Here is a 19425-nt window from a genome sequence, read left to right as displayed (position 1 = left end):
AAAATGTTCATACAATGCGATAAAACCTTTATTTACAGGCCTTTCCAGAACTTCAACCATTTTCTTATCTCATAATTACTCGTGATTTCGACATAGCTAGTAACGTATAATAACGATACTGGAAAATTTAGTCACAATTAAAATATAGAATATCTTGTAAGATTGAAGTGAATTGAAACTGGATTATTAATCAAAGGTATGATTGTGATAATTTCAGACCGCTGCATTAATAGGGAGAGTGTTATCATTGGGATGGACAAATCTTATTATGAACAAAAGTAACGGAGCAAAGGCTCCGGTAGTGTTATTATCTGTAGCACTGGTCTCTGTGTTATTAAGCTATCTGAGTTCACATCTACTTCAAGATATCTGGCATAATGATCCGATTTTTCTTCACTCTGTACTAGAGGGAGCTTGTATTTGCGTTGCAATATTTACGTTTCTTACCATGTGGCAGAATTATGAGCGTAGTTCGACTATCAATCGACTGGTTGGCTTTGGCTTTTTGCTGGTTGGGGGGTTCGATTTTCTTCATACATACTATTATCCTTTGCTTAATCATCACCCTTTGGGCTTCGATGACATATCTTCCCGGTATTGGGTTCTTGGCCGTCTAACGGAAGGAGTTATTCTTCTCCTCGGAACTTTTGATAGATTAAAAGGGCCCCAGAAAAGATCATTAGGTCTTGTAATAACGATTATACTTGGTGCATCGATATCCTATCTGGTTTATGCCTATCAAGGGTGGTTCCCGGTACTTCTTACAGCTAACGGTGGGGTAACAACTGCTAAGATTATCTGCGAGTATATTATAATTGCTCTATTCCTCCTGAATTTACTGCTCCTATATCCAAAGGTAAAGCAGGACGAATACATCATAGAAAAGTACTTATTCGTCGCTCTAATTATTGCAATCCCTGCTGAGCAATGCTTTGCATCCTATTTAAGTTTATCATCCTTTGATTATACATACGGGCATATCCTTAAGTTTGTATACTATTTCTTTCTATATAAGGGTCTTTTTGCGTCGACAGTTACTCACCCCTATTTGTATTATGAGACCATACTTAATGAACTTCCGATAGGCATAATCAATTACGATAAATATGAAAAAATAAGATTTGTAAATACAGAAGCTGCCAGATTAATCGGAGTCACCTCAACGGAGTTAATTGGCCTAAGTGCTTTAGTCTTTGAAAAAAGGTTCTATAAAAACGGGGATAAATCGACGATCAGAGACGTAAGAGAGGGTGCCAAACGGTTCAATAATGTATTTCGGACAATTGATAAAGGAACGGAAAAGGTAGAGCTAGAAATCAGCGGTTTTAGATTTTCACAGGGAGGCTGGCTGCTTTATTTTAATGATGCTAAGCTGGCTCACCTGTTTGAGAATTTGCAGCTACAGACAAAGACGATTTTAAATTCAATGGATAGCATGGTTTTAGTCTCTGATGCAAACGGTCGAGTCACCATGTGCAATAACAGCTTTATTCACCTAACGGGTCTTACTGAAGAAGAAGTTATCAATAAAAGACTCAGTAAAGTTGAGAGTTTATTAAGGTTAAACTTAAGCAACAGCAACATAAAAAAGTCCCATGAAGGAATAGAAGGGTGTTTTCTAAGCAAAGATGGGGTAAATCGAGATATTGTTTTAAATCTAAATTCGGTTCAAGGAATAGATAATAGTTTGATTGGTAATGTGGTCGTTGCAACCGATATTTCCTCAGCCAGAAAGGAGGCTGAAAGGCTTCGTCAGCGCGAAAAACTTGCGGTATTGGGTCAAATGGCTGCAGGAATAGGCCATGAAATAAGGAATCCGATGACAACCGTCCGAGGCTTTCTGCAATTATTGGGAGAGAAAAACCAATACGCAGCCCAAAAACCAATTTTTGAATTAATGATCTCGGAACTGGATCGAGCGAATTCAATTATTACGGAATTTCTGATGCTGGCAAGGAATAAGCACACTAAGATGAAGTTTCAAAACCTTAACGACATCCTCAATCATCTATACCCACTTATTGAAGCAGACGCCTTTAACCAAAACAAACAGATTAGGTATATTCCCGGTACAATTCCGAGTCTCAAGCTAAATAAAAATGAGATCTCTCAACTTGTCATGAATCTAGTCCGCAACGGGCTTGAGGCAATGAAGGCGGGAGGAAACCTGACCATCAGAACCAATTTAATTGAAGATAAAGTGCTATTAGTGGTTGAGGACGAGGGATGTGGTATCCCTGCGGAAAACCTTGCTAAAGTTGGAACTCCATTTTTTACGACAAAGGATGATGGTACGGGATTAGGCCTTGCGACAAGCTTTACCATTGCGGAAACACATAATGCTCAAGTAGATATCAAATCTAGTTCGAAAGGTACTAAATTTTATATATCATTCCAGCTTCCGGATGTGCTTCAGGATCAAGGCAAGATGATAGTTTAGATTATAAATATTTCCATTAAAGAAATTATATAGGAGGATAATTCTTCCTTCTGTCGAAGTATCAGGTGAAAGGGAGTGATATAGATGCATTGCGACTTACTAAATAAGGATGTTCAAATTGAATTATGGAAAGAACTCCGCAACCCAAAGGATGAAATTGAAAAAACAGTCTATAAATGTAGTGAATGTTATGTAGAAATCAAAGGATCCGGCGGTAGAAAAATGTTTGTATATTGTGATAAAATGAGCGATTCTAAGTGCTTATTGAAGCATATGTAGCCATATCCTTCAGTAATTTTAGTGTGCGAATTATTTATAGGGCACTCTGATTTAGAGTGCTTTTTTGTTTTGTATCTATCTTAATCTATATAATCAAGGTGATTCACAATCTTCGCTTATGAGATATAATCTTAAATTAAGAGGAAAATACTCAAAGAATGACGAATTATAAGTGCGATAATACCTAGAACTTATAGTACTTATACGAAACTCGAATTTTTAAGTCTGAACCGGCAGGTTTATAATTAGACTTATGAATAGAGACTTCTACCAACGAGGATAAAAAGGGAGATAGAATTTGTGAATAAAGAAGATCTGGCAAGTATTCGTAGAGAATTAAAAAGCAACAACTCTAAGTTAAATCTACAGGAAATTTGTAGTTATTATATAAAACAAGAAAGTAAGGACATTCTTTGTTCTGAAGTATTATATTTTGCTATGATGGATGAAGAAAAAAAAGAGCTTTTTCTTAAAAACTTTAAAAAAGTATTATCAGGAAAGATTGATTCTAAAACTTTCGAGTTAGAATTTAAAGATAACAAGCTGGGCCAGAACTCGACTCAAAGGAATATGCTTGATACTTTGAAAACAGAAGATTTTAGAGAAGCGACGTTTAAAATTGTAAATAAAATTCTGGAGGAAACCTGTGAGGTCTATGATAAGGATTTTATGATCAGCTTTGTACGGGGAGAGGTTTATAAAGCAATTAAAAAGGATAATGACGAGATAGATGATGAAAAAGCCTATTCTTTGGGTTTTTTTATTGGCAGCATTTGTCCAATTGTTCTTCCTAAAAAGGCACTTAATTTTGATTTTGAAGAAAGAGAATTTAAAACCAGTGTTCCTATGAGTGTTACAATTAATACGGATGCTCCATATGAGGGTTTTATGTTTCCCTCATTTAGCGAAGATGCTGCTGAGACTGATAAAGTTGTTTACTATACCCAAAAAGAAAACCAACCTAATCAATTGTTTGTAGAAAATGTTCTTGATTGCGAATTGAAATTAACAGCCGAGGCTGACAAAGCGCGGTTTTTAGAAGTTGTACGTGATGTTGTTGGAACAGAAATTGAGCCGGAAGTTGTTTCTAACATTTATTCGGAAATTGGTCGTCGGCTGGAGGTTGAAGCTGAAAGTGGAGAGGTATCTTTAATTGGCTTAAAAGATATGGAAAGAATTTTGGAGAGTAGTGGGATTCCCACCGAAGATAAGTTGCAGTCTTCATTTTTGGAGATTATGGGTGCGGAAAACTATGAATTTAAGGCATCAAGTCTAGCCCCTAATTTTAAAACAAAGTCGATTAAAATTGATAGTGGCACAGCTTCAATTACGATTGGCCCGGAAGATCTTAAAAACGTCAAGCAAGTGACCAAGGATGGTATACGATATTTAATGATTCGTATTGATGATGCGGCTACACTGGAAGGCTTTGACTTGGTAACAGAGGAATTGTAATGTCCTGCACAGCTTTGTCGAGGGTTTCTCTAAAGACCATTAAGCATGGCTTCCCAGAAACGACAGCGCTGTATGTTTCTGGGAAGCCTATATTTAATTCTATCATGATAAATTGACAGAAGGCAGAACAGTCTATTTAAATTTAATCAAGTCGGCAGCTCGCTTTAATTGCTCATCAAGGACTTTGGCATAAATTCGCGTGGTTCTGGGATCAGAATGGCCCAGAGCGTCCTGGACAATGGCCAGATTGTCCGTTTCCCGAAGGAGCAAAGTGGCAAATGTAGAGCGCATCTTATGAACACTGAAGCCCTCTGTGTTATGTCCAAGAGTTTTGAGAATGGTCATATATTTAGTGATAAGATTCTGTACGGCTCTCTTGCTTATTCGGTTTCCTTGAATTGAGAGAAAAAGAGGGTCAAGGTTTTTGCGGACATAACGGGGGCGCTCATTCTGCAAATAATCATTCAGGGCTTTGGCTACATCGTCATTAAAATAAATGACAGTCTCTTTATTCCCTTTACGGAGGATCTCAAAAAAGCCTTTATTAAGGTTTGTCTTGCTGATATCAAGGTTACAAAGTTCAGATAGCCGCAGTCCTGTACCAATCAAGGTAAGGACAATGGCATAATCTCGTTTCTCGGTATAGACGTGATATTTGAGTTGGCCTGCTGATAATCCTACACCAGTTTCTAAAGCGTCTGTTAAGTCGGCAATCTCATTAGGTTCTAAGGCTTTAGGAAGCTTTTGATTAACATTGAAAGGGTCTAGTTTGATTGTCACGTCTTTAGAAATCATATCCTCGCGTAGTAGATAGCGGTAAAGAGACTTTATGACTGCTTGCTTTCGGGCAAGAGCTCGTACTCCATTATTGCGCTTAATGCTCGCCCAACTTAAATAAGCTTCGATATCCCGATGTCCGATCTTATCCATGTGATATAATAAGTTAATGCCTTCGGGAGAGGAGGGGAAAGTCGGCAGAGAATCGCAGAGGAATTGAAAGAACAGTCTAAGTTCATTGGAATATGCATATTGAGTATTTTTTGATTTATTAATAACAGCTAAGTGATTAATATAATCTTGTGCGAAATGGGGAAGGGTAGAAAAGTCAGCTCTATAATTATCTTTCATACAACACCCTCTAGCAGATAAATTAGAATTAATCTTGAGTAAGAAGTATCATGATATCGTTATTATATATATTAATGAAAGATTTTCAAAATATGTTTGATCGGAGATTTTGATTAATGTCTTTTTTAATTAGGACTAAAGGTGATGTATTAAAATTTGCCCTGCCTCTATATGATTATCTCAGTCAGCATGGGCATGCAGCAGAAGCTAATGCCATGGCCAACTTGGTGGACTCCTGTTATCCTCAGGACACCCAAGCTTTTGACGCCTATCAAAGGGCATTTCAACAAATCCGAGAAACAGTTCACGACTTGCCACCTCAATATCTTCTAGCTCTGGATGATGCTCTAAGAATTCTACAAAACAACTAAGTTTTTGGTGAGTAACGAGAAATTTACGGATGAAAATCTTCTCGTCTTTTGTAACATACACTAGTGATCAGCGGTAAGGCCCAGTTTGCTGGGCTTTATTTTTATTATATTCCTTGACATCAACGAGTTACAAATGTAGACTGTGGTTAAAAGCTACGTTTGTAACCTGAAAGGGGGATGTCTATGAATAAATTAGTTTCCAAGATAACGGATTCGGAAGTTGAAGTCATGCGTGTTTTATGGGATGCAGGCCGCGAACTTCCTATCTCGGATATCAGAAAAACCCTTGAGCAAACAAGCAATTGGGAATCCTCAACAATTAAGACCTTGCTGCGCCGACTTTGCGATAAAGGTGTAGTTTTCGTTTCTAAAAAAGAAGTACTTTACTATACACCTTTAGTCAGTGAGGCAGAATATAACGAATATTCGACTCAAAGCTTGATTGACCGCTTATACTCCGGTAGTGCAAAGAACCTTGTTGCCTCGCTTTTGGGAAGCAAAAAGCTTGATGACTCAGACATAAAAGAATTACGCAATCTCTTTAAGGTGGGGAGTAGCGATGAATGAAACTATCAAGCTAATCTTATCACTATCCCTATCTGCAAGCATTCTGGCAGTAGTATTATATGCCTTTAAGCCGTTAATCAGGAACAAGTTATCAAAGTCCTTTCAATACTGTCTTTGGATTGTAATACTCTTTAGATTGGTTTTGCCATTTTCATTTGAAGCAAGTGTTATGAACGAATTGTTTTATGGGAATCAATCGACAATCCTGAGTACATCATCAACCATCAAGCAACCAATGAGTAGTACAAAGGATAGTTCTGAGCCATTAAACTTACCAGATATTAATGAAAGCACGACTGATGTTGTTTATAACTATAATACAGGTCTGGGCAGACATTTTCTTGAGCTATTTAACCGGTATTCGTTATATCTTTGGTTGATAGGTGCATTAATCATGCTCACCGTTAACTTAGTTGGATATGTCCGTTTTATAAAACACCTCAAGTTAATTAATAAGGCGGCTACTGATCAGGAACTCAGAATGTTGTCTGCCTTGTTGCAGGGGCGCAATAATGTAAGACTTATGCGTAATCACTTTGTGACCACCCCCATGTTGATTGGAATCCTAAGACCAATAATCATTATTCCCGATACTGACTTTAATGAAAAGCAATTGAAGAATATCCTGCTTCATGAGTTAACTCATCTAAAGCATTCTGATATAGGGGTAAAATGGTTAACACTGATCGCTATATCAATCCACTGGTTTAATCCTTTGATGTACTTTATTAGAAAAGAAGTCCATCGTGCATGTGAGTTGGCCTGTGATGAAGCGGTTATCAAGAACCTCAGCCCCGCAGAAAAGCAGGCTTATGGTGATACATTGATTTCTGTGGTAGCAGATCATAAATATCCGTCTGGAGTGCTGCAGGCGACTATGTGTGAAGAAAAGAAGAGCTTAATGGAAAGATTATTAGCAATCATGAGGCCACATAAAACCTCAAAGCCAAGCTTAATCTTATCAATATTTCTAATGGGGTTAGTAATATTCGGAGCTTTATATCTAGGAGCTGGAGTGGGCAGTGGAAAATCCACACCGCCCAACCTATCTGGCAGTAGAGAAGGAAATAAAACTGAATCAGCACTTATCACGACCTATGATCTAGCTAAGATTTCAAGACACAAGACACCTTATGTTGGTGATAATAGCAAGGTGGGAGCCATTGCGGCCAGCTTGCCAATCCCGGACAACTATTTTATCCAGAGATATATCTCAATGGAAACGAGTGAAAAGCCTTATGGCCTGACAATATATTATGAGGCTGGGGCGGATGAAAAGTATAAAGATGAGTGGCCAATTATCAAACCGGACTCTGTCATAGAATCAAACTCACGAATGAATGCTTTGGTAGTTTTCTGCATGATCGATAACCTTGATCAAGTGACTTTTGCCTTCAGGAATTCCCAATCTTCCGGACAGCTAGATACCTCAAGATATAATACTTCATTTACCTTTCAGAGAGCTTCTTTTGAAGAAAAATACGGAAAGCTCTCCGAGTTGGCAGAGAACTTAGATAAACTGCAAAACATACTGGTTCAGGATGAACATATGACAGACGGAAACACAGCTATTGAATCGCCGTTGCCTGAACTTACTGATGCCGAGGTGTCCACAGCCCGTAAAGTAGTGGAGGAATACTTTCGGGCGATTGCTGTAAAGGATGATGAGGCTATCCTTGCCACAATGTACCCGCGAGATGGCCTGACCTTAGGCAACGTGAAAAGTGGCAATGTTCAGCTCTATGGTAAGGAAACACGAACTTTATTAGCCATGAATTATGATTCTCAGGATCAGATGCGCCGGCGTTATCGGCCGAGTAACCACTATATAGCAGATAAAAATATTATTGTCTTTAAGGTGAGTTTTAATATTGACTCCCCACCAAATGAGCTCGGTCCATGGAACAAAGGTATTTACGATAACTGGAGTATGATCCTGATTCGTGAAGATGCAAATAGTCCGTGGCTTATTTACGATCAGGGTTATTGATTTGGAGTATTATTCATGGCGGCTAAGTTGCGATAAGCCTATTATGTGTTGATACAAAGAGAAAGTGTTGGCTGAGCATTGTAAGTTGGAATGTACACATAATGTATAACAAAATACAAATTCTGCTGTTAGTTTATTGACTTAGAGTGCACTCTAGTATGTACAATATAAATATCTCTAATAAACTCTGGCAAAGTGGAGGTATACTAATATATCTTTTAGTACCAGGCAGGACATTAAGCTTATGAAAATAACTAGATGTACTTATAGTTAGAAAGAAGTGTACAAATAATGGAATATGCACAATATGGAAAAACCGGGATGAAAGTGTCTAGATTCGGACTTGGTTGCATGCGATTTCCTTCAGATGAAAAAGAAGCTATTGAAATGGTGCGTTATGCAATTGATCACGGGGTGAATTATCTTGATACCGCCTTCATTTACAAAGACAGCGAGATTATTACAGGTAAGGCTTTAAAGGATGGCTATCGAAACAAAACTTATTTAGCTACCAAAAGCCCAATTTGGAATATCGACAAACACGATGACTTTGAAAAATATCTGGATGAAGAATTGATACGACTTGGAACAGACCATATTGATGTATATCTTCTTCATAATATGAATCACGGCCACTGGGAAAAGGTCAAAAAGTATGATGGACTTACCTTCTTAGACAAAATGGTGGAAAAAGGGAAAATTGCTCATAAGGCATTCTCTATTCATAATACCTTAAATGCATTTAAAGAGATCGTAGACGCCTACGATTGGGAGATGGCTCAAATTCAGCTGAATATTTTAGATGAGAAGCAACAAGTGGGTGTGGAAGGTTTAAAATATGCAGCAGATAAAGGCCTTGCGGTAGTAATTATGGAACCGCTTAGAGGGGGCTATATATTAAATACTGTACCCCAGGAAGCACAGGATTTAATCAATCAATATCCCGAAAAGCGTTCGTTGGTAGAGTGGTGCTTTAGATGGCTTTACAATATGCCGGAAGTATCTCTAATCTTAAGCGGTACAAGTACTTTACAACAGTTAAAGGATAATCTGAAGATATTTGAAAATACGGCTTCTAATGTTATGTCAGAAGAAGATCTAAACTTGATCAAAATGATTCGTGAGGCATACGAAGCGAAAAAGAGCATTGGCTGCACTGGTTGTAGCTACTGTATGCCGTGCCCACAAGGTGTCATAATCCCTGAAATATTTAAGCTTTATAACAGCCAGCAGCTGATGAAATCACATCCCATTGACAAAGTGGTCTATCAAAGTAATCTGGTGCCTAATGGTACTGGTGCAGATCAATGTGTGTCTTGTGGAATCTGTATAGGAAATTGCCCACAGTCTTTAGAAATTCCAGAGTTACTAGAAAAGGTTCACGCTGAATTTATGAGCAGCACCAACACACCACAGAGATAGGATTGAAAGTCACGGTGCCGCCTTCCTCAATCATTAGTAATCTGGAACCTATTGGCGATCACTCTGTGAATATCAAGTATACTATTTTACACAGTAAAAACTAAAACTATCTGCCTACGAAAGGGTTGGATTTCAGAGCATTTTCTGAAATCCAACCCTTCTTTAGGATTATCCTAATTAAGGCTAGCTAATTTATTGAAAAGGAGACCATGTATCCACTTTGAGGTTAAGAATTGTACTTGACCCTATAGTAACTATAGGGTATAGAATACCAAATATAACGAATGGCAAACGGGATGCCGATAATTTTATCGACAAACAGAAAGGCAATGAGGACAACATGGAAAAGAAAATCTTAATTAAAAATGCCCGGGCCATTGTGACATGTGACGCTTCGGATCAAGTGTTTCAGGATATGGATATGCTTATCGAGGGATCACAGATTGTGCAGATTGGCAAGAGCATAGCAACCCAGGACGCTGAAGTCATCGATGGGCGTGATAAATTCGTTTATCCCGGCCTGATCAACACCCATCACCATTTTTTTCAAACCTTTGTCAGAAACCTGATGACCATCGATTATCCCAATCTGCTGGTAGTCGAATGGCTGGACAAAATCTACCGCATCTTTCAAAAAGTTGATTCCGAGGTCATCTATTATTCCTCATTAACTGCTATGGGAGACTTACTTAAGCACGGCTGCACCTGTGCTTTCGATCACCAGTATTGCTATACACGGGCCTCGGGCAAGTTGCTGGTCGACCGTCAGATGGAGGCTGCTGCCCAACTGGGCATCAGGTATCACGCAGGCAGAGGCACTAACACACTCCCACGCAGTAAAGGGAGTACAATTCCCGAGAACATGTTGGAGACGACGGATGAATTTATTGCCGATTGTGAACGGCTGATTGATTTGTATCATGATTCGGATCCCTTTTCCATGAAGCAGATCGTCGTGGCTCCTTGCCAGCCTATTAACAGCTACATAGAAACCTTTAAAGAATCAGTCGCACTGGCTAGAGCAAAAGGTGTCCGCTTACATACTCACCTGGGCGAGGGAGAAAATGTGATTATGCAGGAACGCTGGAATAAGCGTACGCTGGAGTGGTGCCAGGATATCGGCTTTATCGGCCCGGATGTTTGGATTGCCCACGGCTGGGAGCTGCATCCCGAGGAATTCAAGTTCATGGGACAAACAGGCACAGGGGTTTCCCATTGTCCCTCACCGGCGGTCTTGGGCGGGTTCCCGATCCTGGATATGAAAGCTCTCCAGAAGGATAAGGTGATCATCAGCCTCGGGTGCGATGGTTCCGCAACCAATGACAGTTCAAGTCTCTTGGATTCCTTGAGGATGGCTTATCTTATGCAGGCTTACCACAGTAAGGAGCGAGGAGGGTGCCTTTCCCCTTATGAATTGCTGAAAATAGCAACAGTGAACGGGGCAAAAACCTTGGGCCGAGATAAATTAGGATCCTTGGAGGTTGGAAAAGCCGCTGACTTGTTCATGATCAACACCGGAGTCCTGGAACTTACGGGTACCTTGCATGATCCTAAAAACATTCTGGCCCGGGTAGGCGTGACCGGTCCGGTTTGGCTGACGATGGTCAACGGTAAGGTTGTCTTCAGGGACGGTCAGTTGTTAGGTGTTGACGAAGGGGCAGTGGCCGAAGAAGGGGAAAAGGTTTGTACGCGGGTGCTGCGCAATGAATGTGAGGCCTTCCGCTAAAAATAGATTTGGAAAAATTCAATAGAAAAAGAAAAGAGGAGAATTTGGATGAAAATTTTTAAAGGGCTTGCACTTCTAATGTGTATGTTAGTTCTGTTAACCGGGTGCGGCAGCGGCGCTGCTCAAGAGACGACGTCAAAAGATCAGAAAATGAAAGTGGCCCTGCTCCTCTCCGGTCCCGCCAATGATCAGGGCTGGAATGCGACAGCTTTAGAGGGACTAAAGGCTGCTGAATCGAAATTCGGATTAGAAACTACCTATTCAGAAAATGTCGGCGTGGCTGATACGGAATCTGCTTACAATGATTATGCTGCTCGGGGATATGATTTAATCATCGGCCACGGGTTTCAGTTTGGAGATCCGGCAGTCCGAGTAGCTCAAAAATTCCCTAAACTCCATTTTATGGCGACAGAGTCCAATTCACAGGCTGAGAATATGGCTTCCTATGTAATGAGCTGCGAACAAGGTGGATATTTGATGGGTATCCTATCCGCTTCTATGTCCAAAACCGGCAAAATCGGAGTAATCGGTGGTATCGAGCAACCATCAATTATCAAGGAACTTGAAGCTTTTAAACTGGGTGCCAAAAAAGTAAACCCTAACATTGTGGTTTATGAAATTTACGTTAATTCATTTACGGATGTTTCTGCCGGGAAAGATGCGGGCCTATCTATGATTGACAAAGGTGCAGATGTGCTTTACCACGTTGCCAACCAAGCGGGCACCGGTGCTATCAAGGCTGCAGAGGAAAAAGGTGTTCTGGCCTGTGGAAATTCATACGATCAGAATTCAATCGCCCCTAATACTATTATTTCTTCGACGGTGTATAATATGCCAACAGTCATCCTGACCGCTGTGGATGCTGTTAAAAATGGTACCTTTAAAGGCGGCATTACTCACTTAGGTATGAAAGAAAAAGTCGTCGATATTTCCCCGTATCATTCCTTTGAGAGCAAGATTCCCGAAGCTACCAAGAAACTCATCGAAGATACCAAGAAACAGATTATTGATGGAACACTAACCGTTCCAGTTATCGAGAAATCCACCAAGTAGGCATAAACATTTAGAAGATGTCTCGATGGATCAAGTTGCGACTGTCCAGGGACATCTTCTTCTTTTTTAGGGGAGGAGTAATCTATGGCTTTGCTTTCCATGAAGAACATTAGCAAATCCTTTTTTGGAAAAATGGCCAATAGCCAGGTCTGTTTTGATCTGGAACCGGGAGAAATCCATGCCCTCTTGGGGGAAAATGGAGCAGGGAAAACCACCTTGATGAATATTTTGTACGGTATCTATTCTAGAGATTCCGGTGATATTTTCTGGAAAGGGCAAAAGGTTTCCTTTACATCACCCAGAGATGCCATTGCTTTTCAGATTGGTATGGTTCACCAGCACTTCATGTTGGTTCCTACATTAACTGTGTCTCAGAACATAACCCTGGGGCTCAAAGAGAAAGGATATCCCTTTACTGACCGCAAAGCACTTAATGCAACGATTACGGAAGTTGCCCAAAAATATGGACTTCAGATTGATGTTAATGCTTACATCTCTAACCTATCTGTGGGCGAACAGCAAAGAGTTGAGATTATTAAACTTCTCTATAGAGATGCGGAACTGCTTATCTTAGACGAACCCACTGCAATGCTGACTCCGCAGGAGACAGAATACTTTTTTGAAGTGCTGCGTAAACTGCGGGCGGACGGCCATTCGGTGATCATCATTACTCACCGTATCCCTGAGATTATGAGCATTAGCGACCGGGTCACGGTTCTACGAGATGGGTATAATGTGGTGACAGCGAAAACCAGTGACATTAGCGAGCAAGAGTTATCCCGGTATATGATTGGGCGTCAACTTCAGATTATTCAGCGTGAGGCGGTCGTGTCCGATACCGGCAGTGAGGGAATTTCCCTTGAAGAGGTTTCACTGAAAGAAAAGGGTAGAGAGCGGCTAAATTCCCTTTCCTTGCAGATTGCGCCGGGGGAAATCGTCGGCGTGGCAGGGGTTGATGGCAACGGGCAAAAGGAGCTGGTTGAGGTAATTCTGGGCATCCGTAAACAAAGCAGTGGGAAGATCAGGATGGATGGCGTAGATATGAGCTCCATGAGCGTACTTGAACGTAAGAAGCTTGGAATTGGCTATATTTCAGATGACCGTCATCAAGACGGTTTAGTGATGGACATGAGCCTAACGGACAATATCCTCTTAAAAACCCATACCGACCGTCGCTTTATTAAGCATGGACTGATCAATACCCGCTTAGTGCGGGCTGAGACCCAAAAAGCAGTTGAAGACTATGCCATTAAAACCCCGGGGTTGAATACCCCTCTGCGCTACCTTTCCGGCGGAAACCAGCAAAAGCTGATCCTTGCCCGGGAAATGGCAGGTAACCCCAAAGCTATCATAGCGCATCAGCCCACCCGGGGGCTGGATATTGGGGCAACGGAGTTTGTCCAACAGCAGCTCCTCCAACACCGATCGAATGGGTGTAGTATTCTCCTCATCTCTGCCGACTTAGAAGAAGTCCTCTTACTAAGCGATAGGATCGCCGTGCTTTATAAAGGGTGTTTCATGGGGATTTTCCCTAATACCCCAGAACTGAATTTGTCCCAGATCGGTCTTTTGATGGCTGGCAAAACGTCTGAAGCAAGGAAGGAATCACTATGAAACAGTTTGGCAAACTTCTGTCTTATCTCGGTATTGCTTTCCTGACGTTATCAATCTCGATTTTGCTCATTCTCTTGGTTGGCAGCAGCGTTACCCAAGCATTCTCCAGCTTTTTATCCGGAATTTTCGGTTCCTTCTATTCAGTTTCCGAGGTTATGGTCAAAGCAACTCCGTTGATCCTGACAGGATTGGGGGTGGCAGTAGGTTCTCGAAGTGGGTTTATAAACATCGGTGCTGAAGGGCAGCTTTATATGGGGGCTATTGCCGTTACCTTTATTGCTTTCTGGCTGAATGATCTGCCGGCAATGGTTATGATTCCTCTGGTGATTCTGGGCGGCTTTGTTTTTGGGGGCATTTGGTCTGTAATTCCGGGATTCTTAAAGGCTCGTTTTGGGATCTCAGAGGTAATTACTACCCTCATGTTTAATTATATCGCTCTAAGTATCGTAGGAATTTTAGTGCGTACTTTGCTCAAGGATCCTGCCAGTTCCTTGCCTATGTCGGCTTTTCTGCCCGACGGCGCCACACTGCCAACCCTTATAAGCACTACACGGCTGCACGCAGGAATCTTGGTAGCCCTGATCTCTGTTGTCCTCGTCTGGCTTCTGGTTTGGAAAACTCCTACCGGCTATGAAATGCGGGCGGTGGGTCTAAATCCCAGGGCCAGTAAATGCGCCGGTATCTCCGTGTATAAAAACATCATCCTTTCCTCCCTAATAAGCGGCGGGCTTGCCGGAATTGCAGGTGTGTGCGAGGTATCCGGACTGCATCACAAGCTGCTTGAAGGTATCTCCCCAGGCTATGGGTATATCGCCATAATCGTTGCGTTGTTGGGGAAAAATCATCCCGTAGGCGTGGTCATCTCCGCCTTGGGAATCGCGGCGCTTCAAGTTGGATCGTTAGGAATGCAGCGTATGGCTGGGGTGCCGACCTCTATTTCATCCATTATCATGGGGGTTGTCGTTTTATTAATTCTGGCCCGTAAAAGTTTATTCCGCCGACTTTTAACCGACGAATAGGAGGATCAAACAATGGATTCTGGATTTATTGCGCTGATTACCATGTATTTAGTAGCCTCTGTAAGGATGGCAACCCCGCTCATCCTAGCGGGATTGGGAGAGGCTGTTTCTGAGAAAGCCGGGATCCTGAATATCGGCGTTGAGGCAATTATGCTTTCCGGAGCGTTTTTCAGCTTCATCGTTGCTTTTTTCACAGGTAATCTTTACTTAGGTTTATTAACAGGTATCCTGGGCGGCATCTTAGTCAGCATGATCCACGCTGTATTGAGTATCCATTGTAAAGCAAACCAGACCATTGCGGGTCTGGCACTTAACTTTATGGTGATGGGGCTGACAAGCTTCTTGTTCTTAATTGTCTTTGGTCAAACAACGACCATTCCAGCTTGCAATATGTTTGGTGACCTAAAAATCCCTTTGCTGTCGAGTATCCCGATCATAGGCCCGGCTCTCTTTAATCAAAACATATTTGTCTATCTAGCCCTAATTGGCATTATCCTAACGGCGATTTTCTTTTATAAGACGGAGTGGGGCATCAATCTGCAGGCTGTTGGGGAATATCCCCAGGCGGCCAACTCAGCAGGTCTGAATGTCTTTGCAATTCGTTACTTTGCTTGTTTTATAAACGGTGTGTTAGGCGGGTTAGGGGGAGCAAGTATAACCCTGGGACAGTTGGGTTTCTTCATGGAGAATGTTACCTCAGGAAGAGGGTATATTGCTTTGGTGGCCGTGATCCTGGGACGGCGTAATCCCATCGGGATTTTTGCGGCAGCTATGGTGATCGGATTTTCCCAGGCACTGCAGTACAACCTCCAAACCTTGGGTTTCCCGATTCCGACTCAGGTATTCACCATGTTCCCATATCTGGTTGCCGTTATCGTACTCTTCTTATCGATTGGTAAAAGTATTGACCCTTCTGCATTGGGCATCCCCTTCGAGCGCAATAAACGGTAGCGACTATTTTGTAGAAATCTGCACTAGTCATAGTTTATAGGATTTATTCAATTTTTCTTTCAGATCGCAAAGAGTAGGTAGTATAAATTTTATTTCTGCTCCTGACCCGGTCGGCAAACAACGGGATTGTCTGCTAGGCAATTGATAGATATAATGACCTTATCACAGGAAAGGAAAAGACTATATGAAAGAGACTCTTAGCATTGGCGAGATAAGTGCATTATTTCATTTGAATGTGCAAACCCTCATCTATTATGATTCAATTGGCCTGCTTGTCCCCATTGAGCGGAATCCGACCAACGGCTATCGCAAATATCGGTTCGACCAGATCTATAAGCTGGCCACCATACGTTATCTCCGGCGCCTGGGTTATTCCCTCAAGGAAATTCAGGCTTCTTATTTAGAATCCCGTGATATCGATTCTAACTTGGAGCAGCTAAAAAAGCAGTCTAGTATCATCAGAAAAAAAGCAGAAAACCTCCTTAATACCGACAGGGCGATTCAGCAGAAGATTCATTTCATCGAGCAGGAATTGCCCAATGTTGACATTGAGTGTGTTTCAATTAAGGAATTCCCGGAGAGGTTTTATTTTCCAATTGGCGGAGAAGAGCTGCTCTATGGGGATGATTGGTTCTATCTCAATCCAACGGTGGTGTTTTACAAAAACGATTCCAAATATTTTGGTGCCTATCTCTTTGACGATGGAGAAAACACAATCCTACAGAAAGAAACGACTGATTCTCTGCGCTTTCCAGTAATACCTGCCGGGCGTTACCTCTGCGGGTATCATCAGGGTGCTTATGAACACATCTACTCAAGTGCCCAGCGCATTCGTGATGCGGGTGGAGATTTAGATCTTGCTGATATAACCATAAACTTTAATATCATTGATCAATTTGTGGAACGGGACAACAGAAACTATATTACGGAAGTGCAAATCCCGATTATCGAAAGTGAGGAACATCGGGAACAGTTATTGTGGCTTTGAAAATCAGGTCATCTTAGATTTTGTTTCTTATGGAAGCCCTGTCTAGCAAAGACGAACTTCTACCGGAGTTCCTATGGTTATCCCGTCTTCAGAAACTATCGAATCATAAGCCAGGATAGTCACTCCTTTTTCACTGGCAAGCCTTAAGGCTTTTGTGAATTCCGGATCCCTTATCTCAAAGGGGGTAAAATAGTTTACGCCCGTCATTTGAATGAGAAAGAAGATGAATCCCCCATACCCTTCTTGAACAGCTTTGATCATTTCATAAATATGCTTACAACCTCTCTGAGTAGGAGCATCCGGGAACATGGCAATCCCCTCAGTTTCAAGGGTTACACCTTTTACTTCTATAAATCCACTTTGATCTTTGGTTTCAAAGTATAGATCAAATCTAGAATTACCGTAAACAACCTCTTTGGATAGTTTTGTTACATTATGTAATTCCTTAATTTTCCCCTCCTTGATACCATCAAACACCACCAGATTGGGGACTTGTGAATCGATATTGATCAGAACATCTCCCTTATAGCTGGCTATAAGGGAGTACTTCGTCTTGCGCTCTGTATTTTTTGCTTCTTCCAGAATTACCATAGTTCCTTCTTGGAGTATCTCTCTGCATCGCCCGGTATTTTTAACATGAACAATTTCTTCATTATTGTCTACGATAACGTGAGCAATAAATCTATTAGGCCGTCTTATAAATCTTGCCACTTTAACAGATGAATACTTCAATGTTTGCACTCCTTTTATCATAAGCCCTAGCCTTGGATAATAAATTTCATGACAAGATTGCCGCCCATTATATAGTTTAATATTAAGGAGGGATAGTTAATCAATTATCATACTTAGAAAGCCACTTAGAAAATTCAAGGGCATTTATTCTTTCAGCTGTTAGGCCATCAGACTTGCTGGAAGCCAGGAAAACAATGGGTTCTACCATAACTCTTGGGCGTAGGAGTGGGGATTTTATTTGCCCCCTAAGATCTTCGGGAATCATCCCCGTATCCGTTGCTCCGCCAGGAAGCAGCATATTAATGGTTATTCCATATGGGCGAAGATCCTCGGCCATAATGTATGACAGTGACTCTGCACCGGAACCGGCAGGGCCGTAGGGGATAAAGCCTGTACGCCTCATGGTTTCCTGATTCATCGTAATGTTGATAATTTTCCCATGTCCCTGGCGGATCATCAGAGGGGTAAACCCTCGGGCCACAAGAAAATAACCCGTAAGATTTGTGTCAATTAAATTTCGGAACCCCTCAGGGGTAACTTGAAAAAAGGGCAGGGGTTCGATCAAGAAGCGCTTATTTACTGTACCCATCCCAATTCCGGCATTATTGACTAAAACATCAAGCTTTCCCCAGGTTCTTTGTACCCATTCCACTGAATCCGCTATAGATGTTTCCGAGCGAACATCTATAGGTAATCCGTATACATCCAAACCGGATGATTTAAGTCGTTTGACTTGATTATCCAGTTTTACGCCCGGTCTTGAAGCTAAGGCAACCCTAGCCCCTGCACGAAGAAGCCCTTCTGCCATTGCAAGTCCAATACCGCTTGAGGCACCGGTGACAACGATATTGATTCCCGATAAGTCAGTATTGGAATTTGAACTATTGGTGTTAGTCATCTTATTCCTCCTAAATGTGCTATGAGTATAATACCGAAATTTTTAAATAAATACTATCAAGAAAACTAGGCTGGTGCCTAGCAGCAGGAAAAGGCTGCCGCCTTTGTTCATCAAAATTGGTCATGATAACGTTAAGGAGGTATAGTCATTTTGAAAAAAATCCTATTTAGATTAGCAACAATCCTTCAAATTCTATTCATTATAATAGCCTATCTAATTCAAACATACTCAGTAAAAAAGATGGGAGTGATGCGATTCGTTGTTTATATAAACAACACCTGGAAGGATTTGTACCCCATTGATGAAATTCTACATATTGCGGTCAGCATCTTAGTTATATCTACGATTATTATTCTTATTGTGTTTAAAATGATAAAAAAAGGTTCTGGGTTAGGCAAAGAGGCTGTCTCTATGGTCGTTTTCCAAATTATTATTACACTGGTATCCACCATTTTTACTATCGGCTTCTCAACAGAAGACTATCGCTCCTATTACTTTATCAGCTTCATATTGGCAATCGTCACCTTGATTCAAAACATTAAGATTATAGTATATTTAAGAAATTTAGCTTAATAATTTTCTTAGTCCTTTTTAGATCAAGAAATCTAGAGTGTACTCGTCTGCTAAAGCAGAACATCTAGACTTCGGTGGGGGACGCTACCCCCACGGAAGTAAAACAGTGAACACCAATTTAAGAAGTAGGAGTCTCGTAACTGATCAAGGCCCGGAGGTTAATTGAACTAATAAGCAAAGAGAGTCGACAGCTTTTGCTATCAGACTCTCTTTGCTTAT

Annotated in this window: 17 protein-coding genes; 14 read left to right on the top strand and 3 right to left on the bottom strand. The window is 41.2% G+C overall.

What is annotated here, in order from left to right; genetic code table 11:
* The first annotated feature begins 268 nt into the window (after window positions 1-268).
* The 3 genes from BLS16_RS19120 to BLS16_RS19110 all read left to right on the top strand — a co-directional run bounded on the left by BLS16_RS19120 (window position 269) and on the right by BLS16_RS19110 (window position 4174).
* Window positions 269-2440 carry an MASE3 domain-containing protein gene (locus BLS16_RS19120; protein ID WP_242876373.1) on the top strand — a complete coding sequence of 724 codons (2172 nt, stop codon included), beginning with the start codon at window positions 269-271 and terminating at the stop codon, window positions 2438-2440.
* 84 nt (window positions 2441-2524) lie between these two features.
* Window positions 2525-2719: a hypothetical protein gene (locus tag BLS16_RS19115; protein ID WP_014903108.1), complete on the top strand. Its 195-nt coding sequence runs from the start codon at window positions 2525-2527 to the stop codon at window positions 2717-2719.
* A 300-nt stretch (window positions 2720-3019) separates the two neighbouring features.
* The gene (locus BLS16_RS19110; protein ID WP_092335253.1) at window positions 3020-4174 is read left to right on the top strand and encodes a DUF4317 domain-containing protein; all 1155 of its coding nucleotides are present in this window, start codon (window positions 3020-3022) and stop codon (window positions 4172-4174) included.
* Window positions 4175-4306: 132 nt separating this feature from the next.
* Here the strand turns inward: BLS16_RS19110 and BLS16_RS19105 are convergent, their stop codons facing one another.
* Window positions 4307-5302 carry a tyrosine-type recombinase/integrase gene (locus BLS16_RS19105; RefSeq protein ID WP_092335252.1) on the bottom strand — a complete coding sequence of 332 codons (996 nt, stop codon included), beginning with the start codon at window positions 5300-5302 and terminating at the stop codon, window positions 4307-4309.
* Window positions 5303-5418: 116 nt separating this feature from the next.
* On the opposite strand from BLS16_RS19105, the gene BLS16_RS19100 reads away from it, so the two are divergent.
* The 10 genes from BLS16_RS19100 (at window position 5419) to BLS16_RS19055 (ending at window position 17003) form a co-directional block, all read left to right on the top strand.
* A complete protein-coding gene (locus BLS16_RS19100) occupies window positions 5419-5673 on the top strand; it encodes an adenylate cyclase (protein WP_092335251.1) in 255 nt (84 codons plus the stop codon).
* Window positions 5674-5856: 183 nt separating this feature from the next.
* Window positions 5857-6240 (top strand): BlaI/MecI/CopY family transcriptional regulator, encoded by a 384-nt coding sequence (locus tag BLS16_RS19095; protein WP_092335250.1) that lies wholly within the window; start codon window positions 5857-5859, stop codon window positions 6238-6240.
* Entirely contained in the window at window positions 6233-8230 is a 1998-nt protein-coding gene (locus tag BLS16_RS19090) for a M56 family metallopeptidase (RefSeq protein WP_092335249.1), read from the top strand. Before BLS16_RS19095 ends, BLS16_RS19090 begins: the two co-directional genes overlap by 8 nt.
* Before the next feature lie 291 nt (window positions 8231-8521).
* Window positions 8522-9652: an aldo/keto reductase gene (locus tag BLS16_RS19085; RefSeq protein ID WP_092335248.1), complete on the top strand. Its 1131-nt coding sequence runs from the start codon at window positions 8522-8524 to the stop codon at window positions 9650-9652.
* A gap of 220 nt (window positions 9653-9872) precedes the next feature.
* Window positions 9873-11378 (top strand): amidohydrolase family protein, encoded by a 1506-nt coding sequence (locus BLS16_RS19080; RefSeq protein ID WP_345788544.1) that lies wholly within the window; start codon window positions 9873-9875, stop codon window positions 11376-11378.
* A 48-nt stretch (window positions 11379-11426) separates the two neighbouring features.
* On the top strand, window positions 11427-12431 hold the full coding sequence (locus BLS16_RS19075) for a BMP family protein (protein ID WP_092335247.1): 1005 nt from the start codon (window positions 11427-11429) through the stop codon (window positions 12429-12431).
* Between the two features lie 84 nt (window positions 12432-12515).
* Entirely contained in the window at window positions 12516-14045 is a 1530-nt protein-coding gene (locus BLS16_RS19070) for an ABC transporter ATP-binding protein (RefSeq protein WP_092335246.1), read from the top strand.
* Entirely contained in the window at window positions 14042-15064 is a 1023-nt protein-coding gene (locus BLS16_RS19065) for an ABC transporter permease (RefSeq protein WP_092335245.1), read from the top strand. The genes BLS16_RS19070 and BLS16_RS19065 overlap by 4 nt, the downstream gene beginning before the upstream one ends.
* A 12-nt stretch (window positions 15065-15076) precedes the next feature.
* Complete coding sequence (locus BLS16_RS19060) at window positions 15077-16015, top strand: ABC transporter permease (RefSeq protein ID WP_092335244.1); 939 nt, start codon at window positions 15077-15079, stop codon at window positions 16013-16015.
* A gap of 184 nt (window positions 16016-16199) precedes the next feature.
* Entirely contained in the window at window positions 16200-17003 is an 804-nt protein-coding gene (locus tag BLS16_RS19055) for a MerR family transcriptional regulator (RefSeq protein WP_092335243.1), read from the top strand.
* A 42-nt stretch (window positions 17004-17045) separates the two neighbouring features.
* On the opposite strand, the gene sfsA is transcribed toward BLS16_RS19055, so the two are convergent.
* The gene (sfsA, locus tag BLS16_RS19050) at window positions 17046-17756 is read right to left on the bottom strand and encodes a DNA/RNA nuclease SfsA (RefSeq protein ID WP_427846387.1); all 711 of its coding nucleotides are present in this window, start codon (window positions 17754-17756) and stop codon (window positions 17046-17048) included.
* 79 nt (window positions 17757-17835) lie between these two features.
* Window positions 17836-18633, bottom strand: a complete 798-nt coding sequence (locus tag BLS16_RS19045) for an SDR family NAD(P)-dependent oxidoreductase (protein ID WP_092335241.1) — start codon at window positions 18631-18633, stop codon at window positions 17836-17838.
* Between the two features lie 150 nt (window positions 18634-18783).
* Between BLS16_RS19045 and BLS16_RS19040 the strand changes: the two genes are divergently transcribed.
* Complete coding sequence (locus tag BLS16_RS19040; protein ID WP_092335240.1) at window positions 18784-19206, top strand: hypothetical protein; 423 nt, start codon at window positions 18784-18786, stop codon at window positions 19204-19206.
* Window positions 19207-19425 lie beyond the last annotated feature (219 nt).

It is taken from the genome of Desulfosporosinus hippei DSM 8344 (assembly GCF_900100785.1).
GTDB lineage: Bacteria > Bacillota > Desulfitobacteriia > Desulfitobacteriales > Desulfitobacteriaceae > Desulfosporosinus > Desulfosporosinus hippei.
The sequence above is the reverse complement of the archived record's forward strand: the minus strand, read 5'-3'. Positions and strand labels throughout refer to the sequence as shown.

Bases quoted from the DNA above. Each gene is read 5' to 3' on its own strand.
- BLS16_RS19120 (WP_242876373.1), top strand. From the start codon at position 269: ATGAACAAAAGTAACGGAGCAAAGGCTCCGGTAGTGTTATTATCTGTA.
- BLS16_RS19115 (WP_014903108.1), top strand. From the start codon at position 2,525: ATGCATTGCGACTTACTAAATAAGGATGTTCAAATTGAATTATGGAAA.
- BLS16_RS19105 (WP_092335252.1), bottom strand. From the start codon at position 5,302: ATGAAAGATAATTATAGAGCTGACTTTTCTACCCTTCCCCATTTCGCA.
- BLS16_RS19100 (WP_092335251.1), top strand. From the start codon at position 5,419: ATGTCTTTTTTAATTAGGACTAAAGGTGATGTATTAAAATTTGCCCTG.
- BLS16_RS19095 (WP_092335250.1), top strand. From the start codon at position 5,857: ATGAATAAATTAGTTTCCAAGATAACGGATTCGGAAGTTGAAGTCATG.
- BLS16_RS19090 (WP_092335249.1), top strand. From the start codon at position 6,233: ATGAATGAAACTATCAAGCTAATCTTATCACTATCCCTATCTGCAAGC.
- BLS16_RS19085 (WP_092335248.1), top strand. From the start codon at position 8,522: ATGGAATATGCACAATATGGAAAAACCGGGATGAAAGTGTCTAGATTC.
- BLS16_RS19075 (WP_092335247.1), top strand. From the start codon at position 11,427: ATGAAAATTTTTAAAGGGCTTGCACTTCTAATGTGTATGTTAGTTCTG.
- BLS16_RS19070 (WP_092335246.1), top strand. From the start codon at position 12,516: ATGGCTTTGCTTTCCATGAAGAACATTAGCAAATCCTTTTTTGGAAAA.
- BLS16_RS19065 (WP_092335245.1), top strand. From the start codon at position 14,042: ATGAAACAGTTTGGCAAACTTCTGTCTTATCTCGGTATTGCTTTCCTG.
- BLS16_RS19060 (WP_092335244.1), top strand. From the start codon at position 15,077: ATGGATTCTGGATTTATTGCGCTGATTACCATGTATTTAGTAGCCTCT.
- BLS16_RS19055 (WP_092335243.1), top strand. From the start codon at position 16,200: ATGAAAGAGACTCTTAGCATTGGCGAGATAAGTGCATTATTTCATTTG.
- sfsA (WP_427846387.1), bottom strand. From the start codon at position 17,756: ATGATAAAAGGAGTGCAAACATTGAAGTATTCATCTGTTAAAGTGGCA.
- BLS16_RS19045 (WP_092335241.1), bottom strand. From the start codon at position 18,633: ATGACTAACACCAATAGTTCAAATTCCAATACTGACTTATCGGGAATC.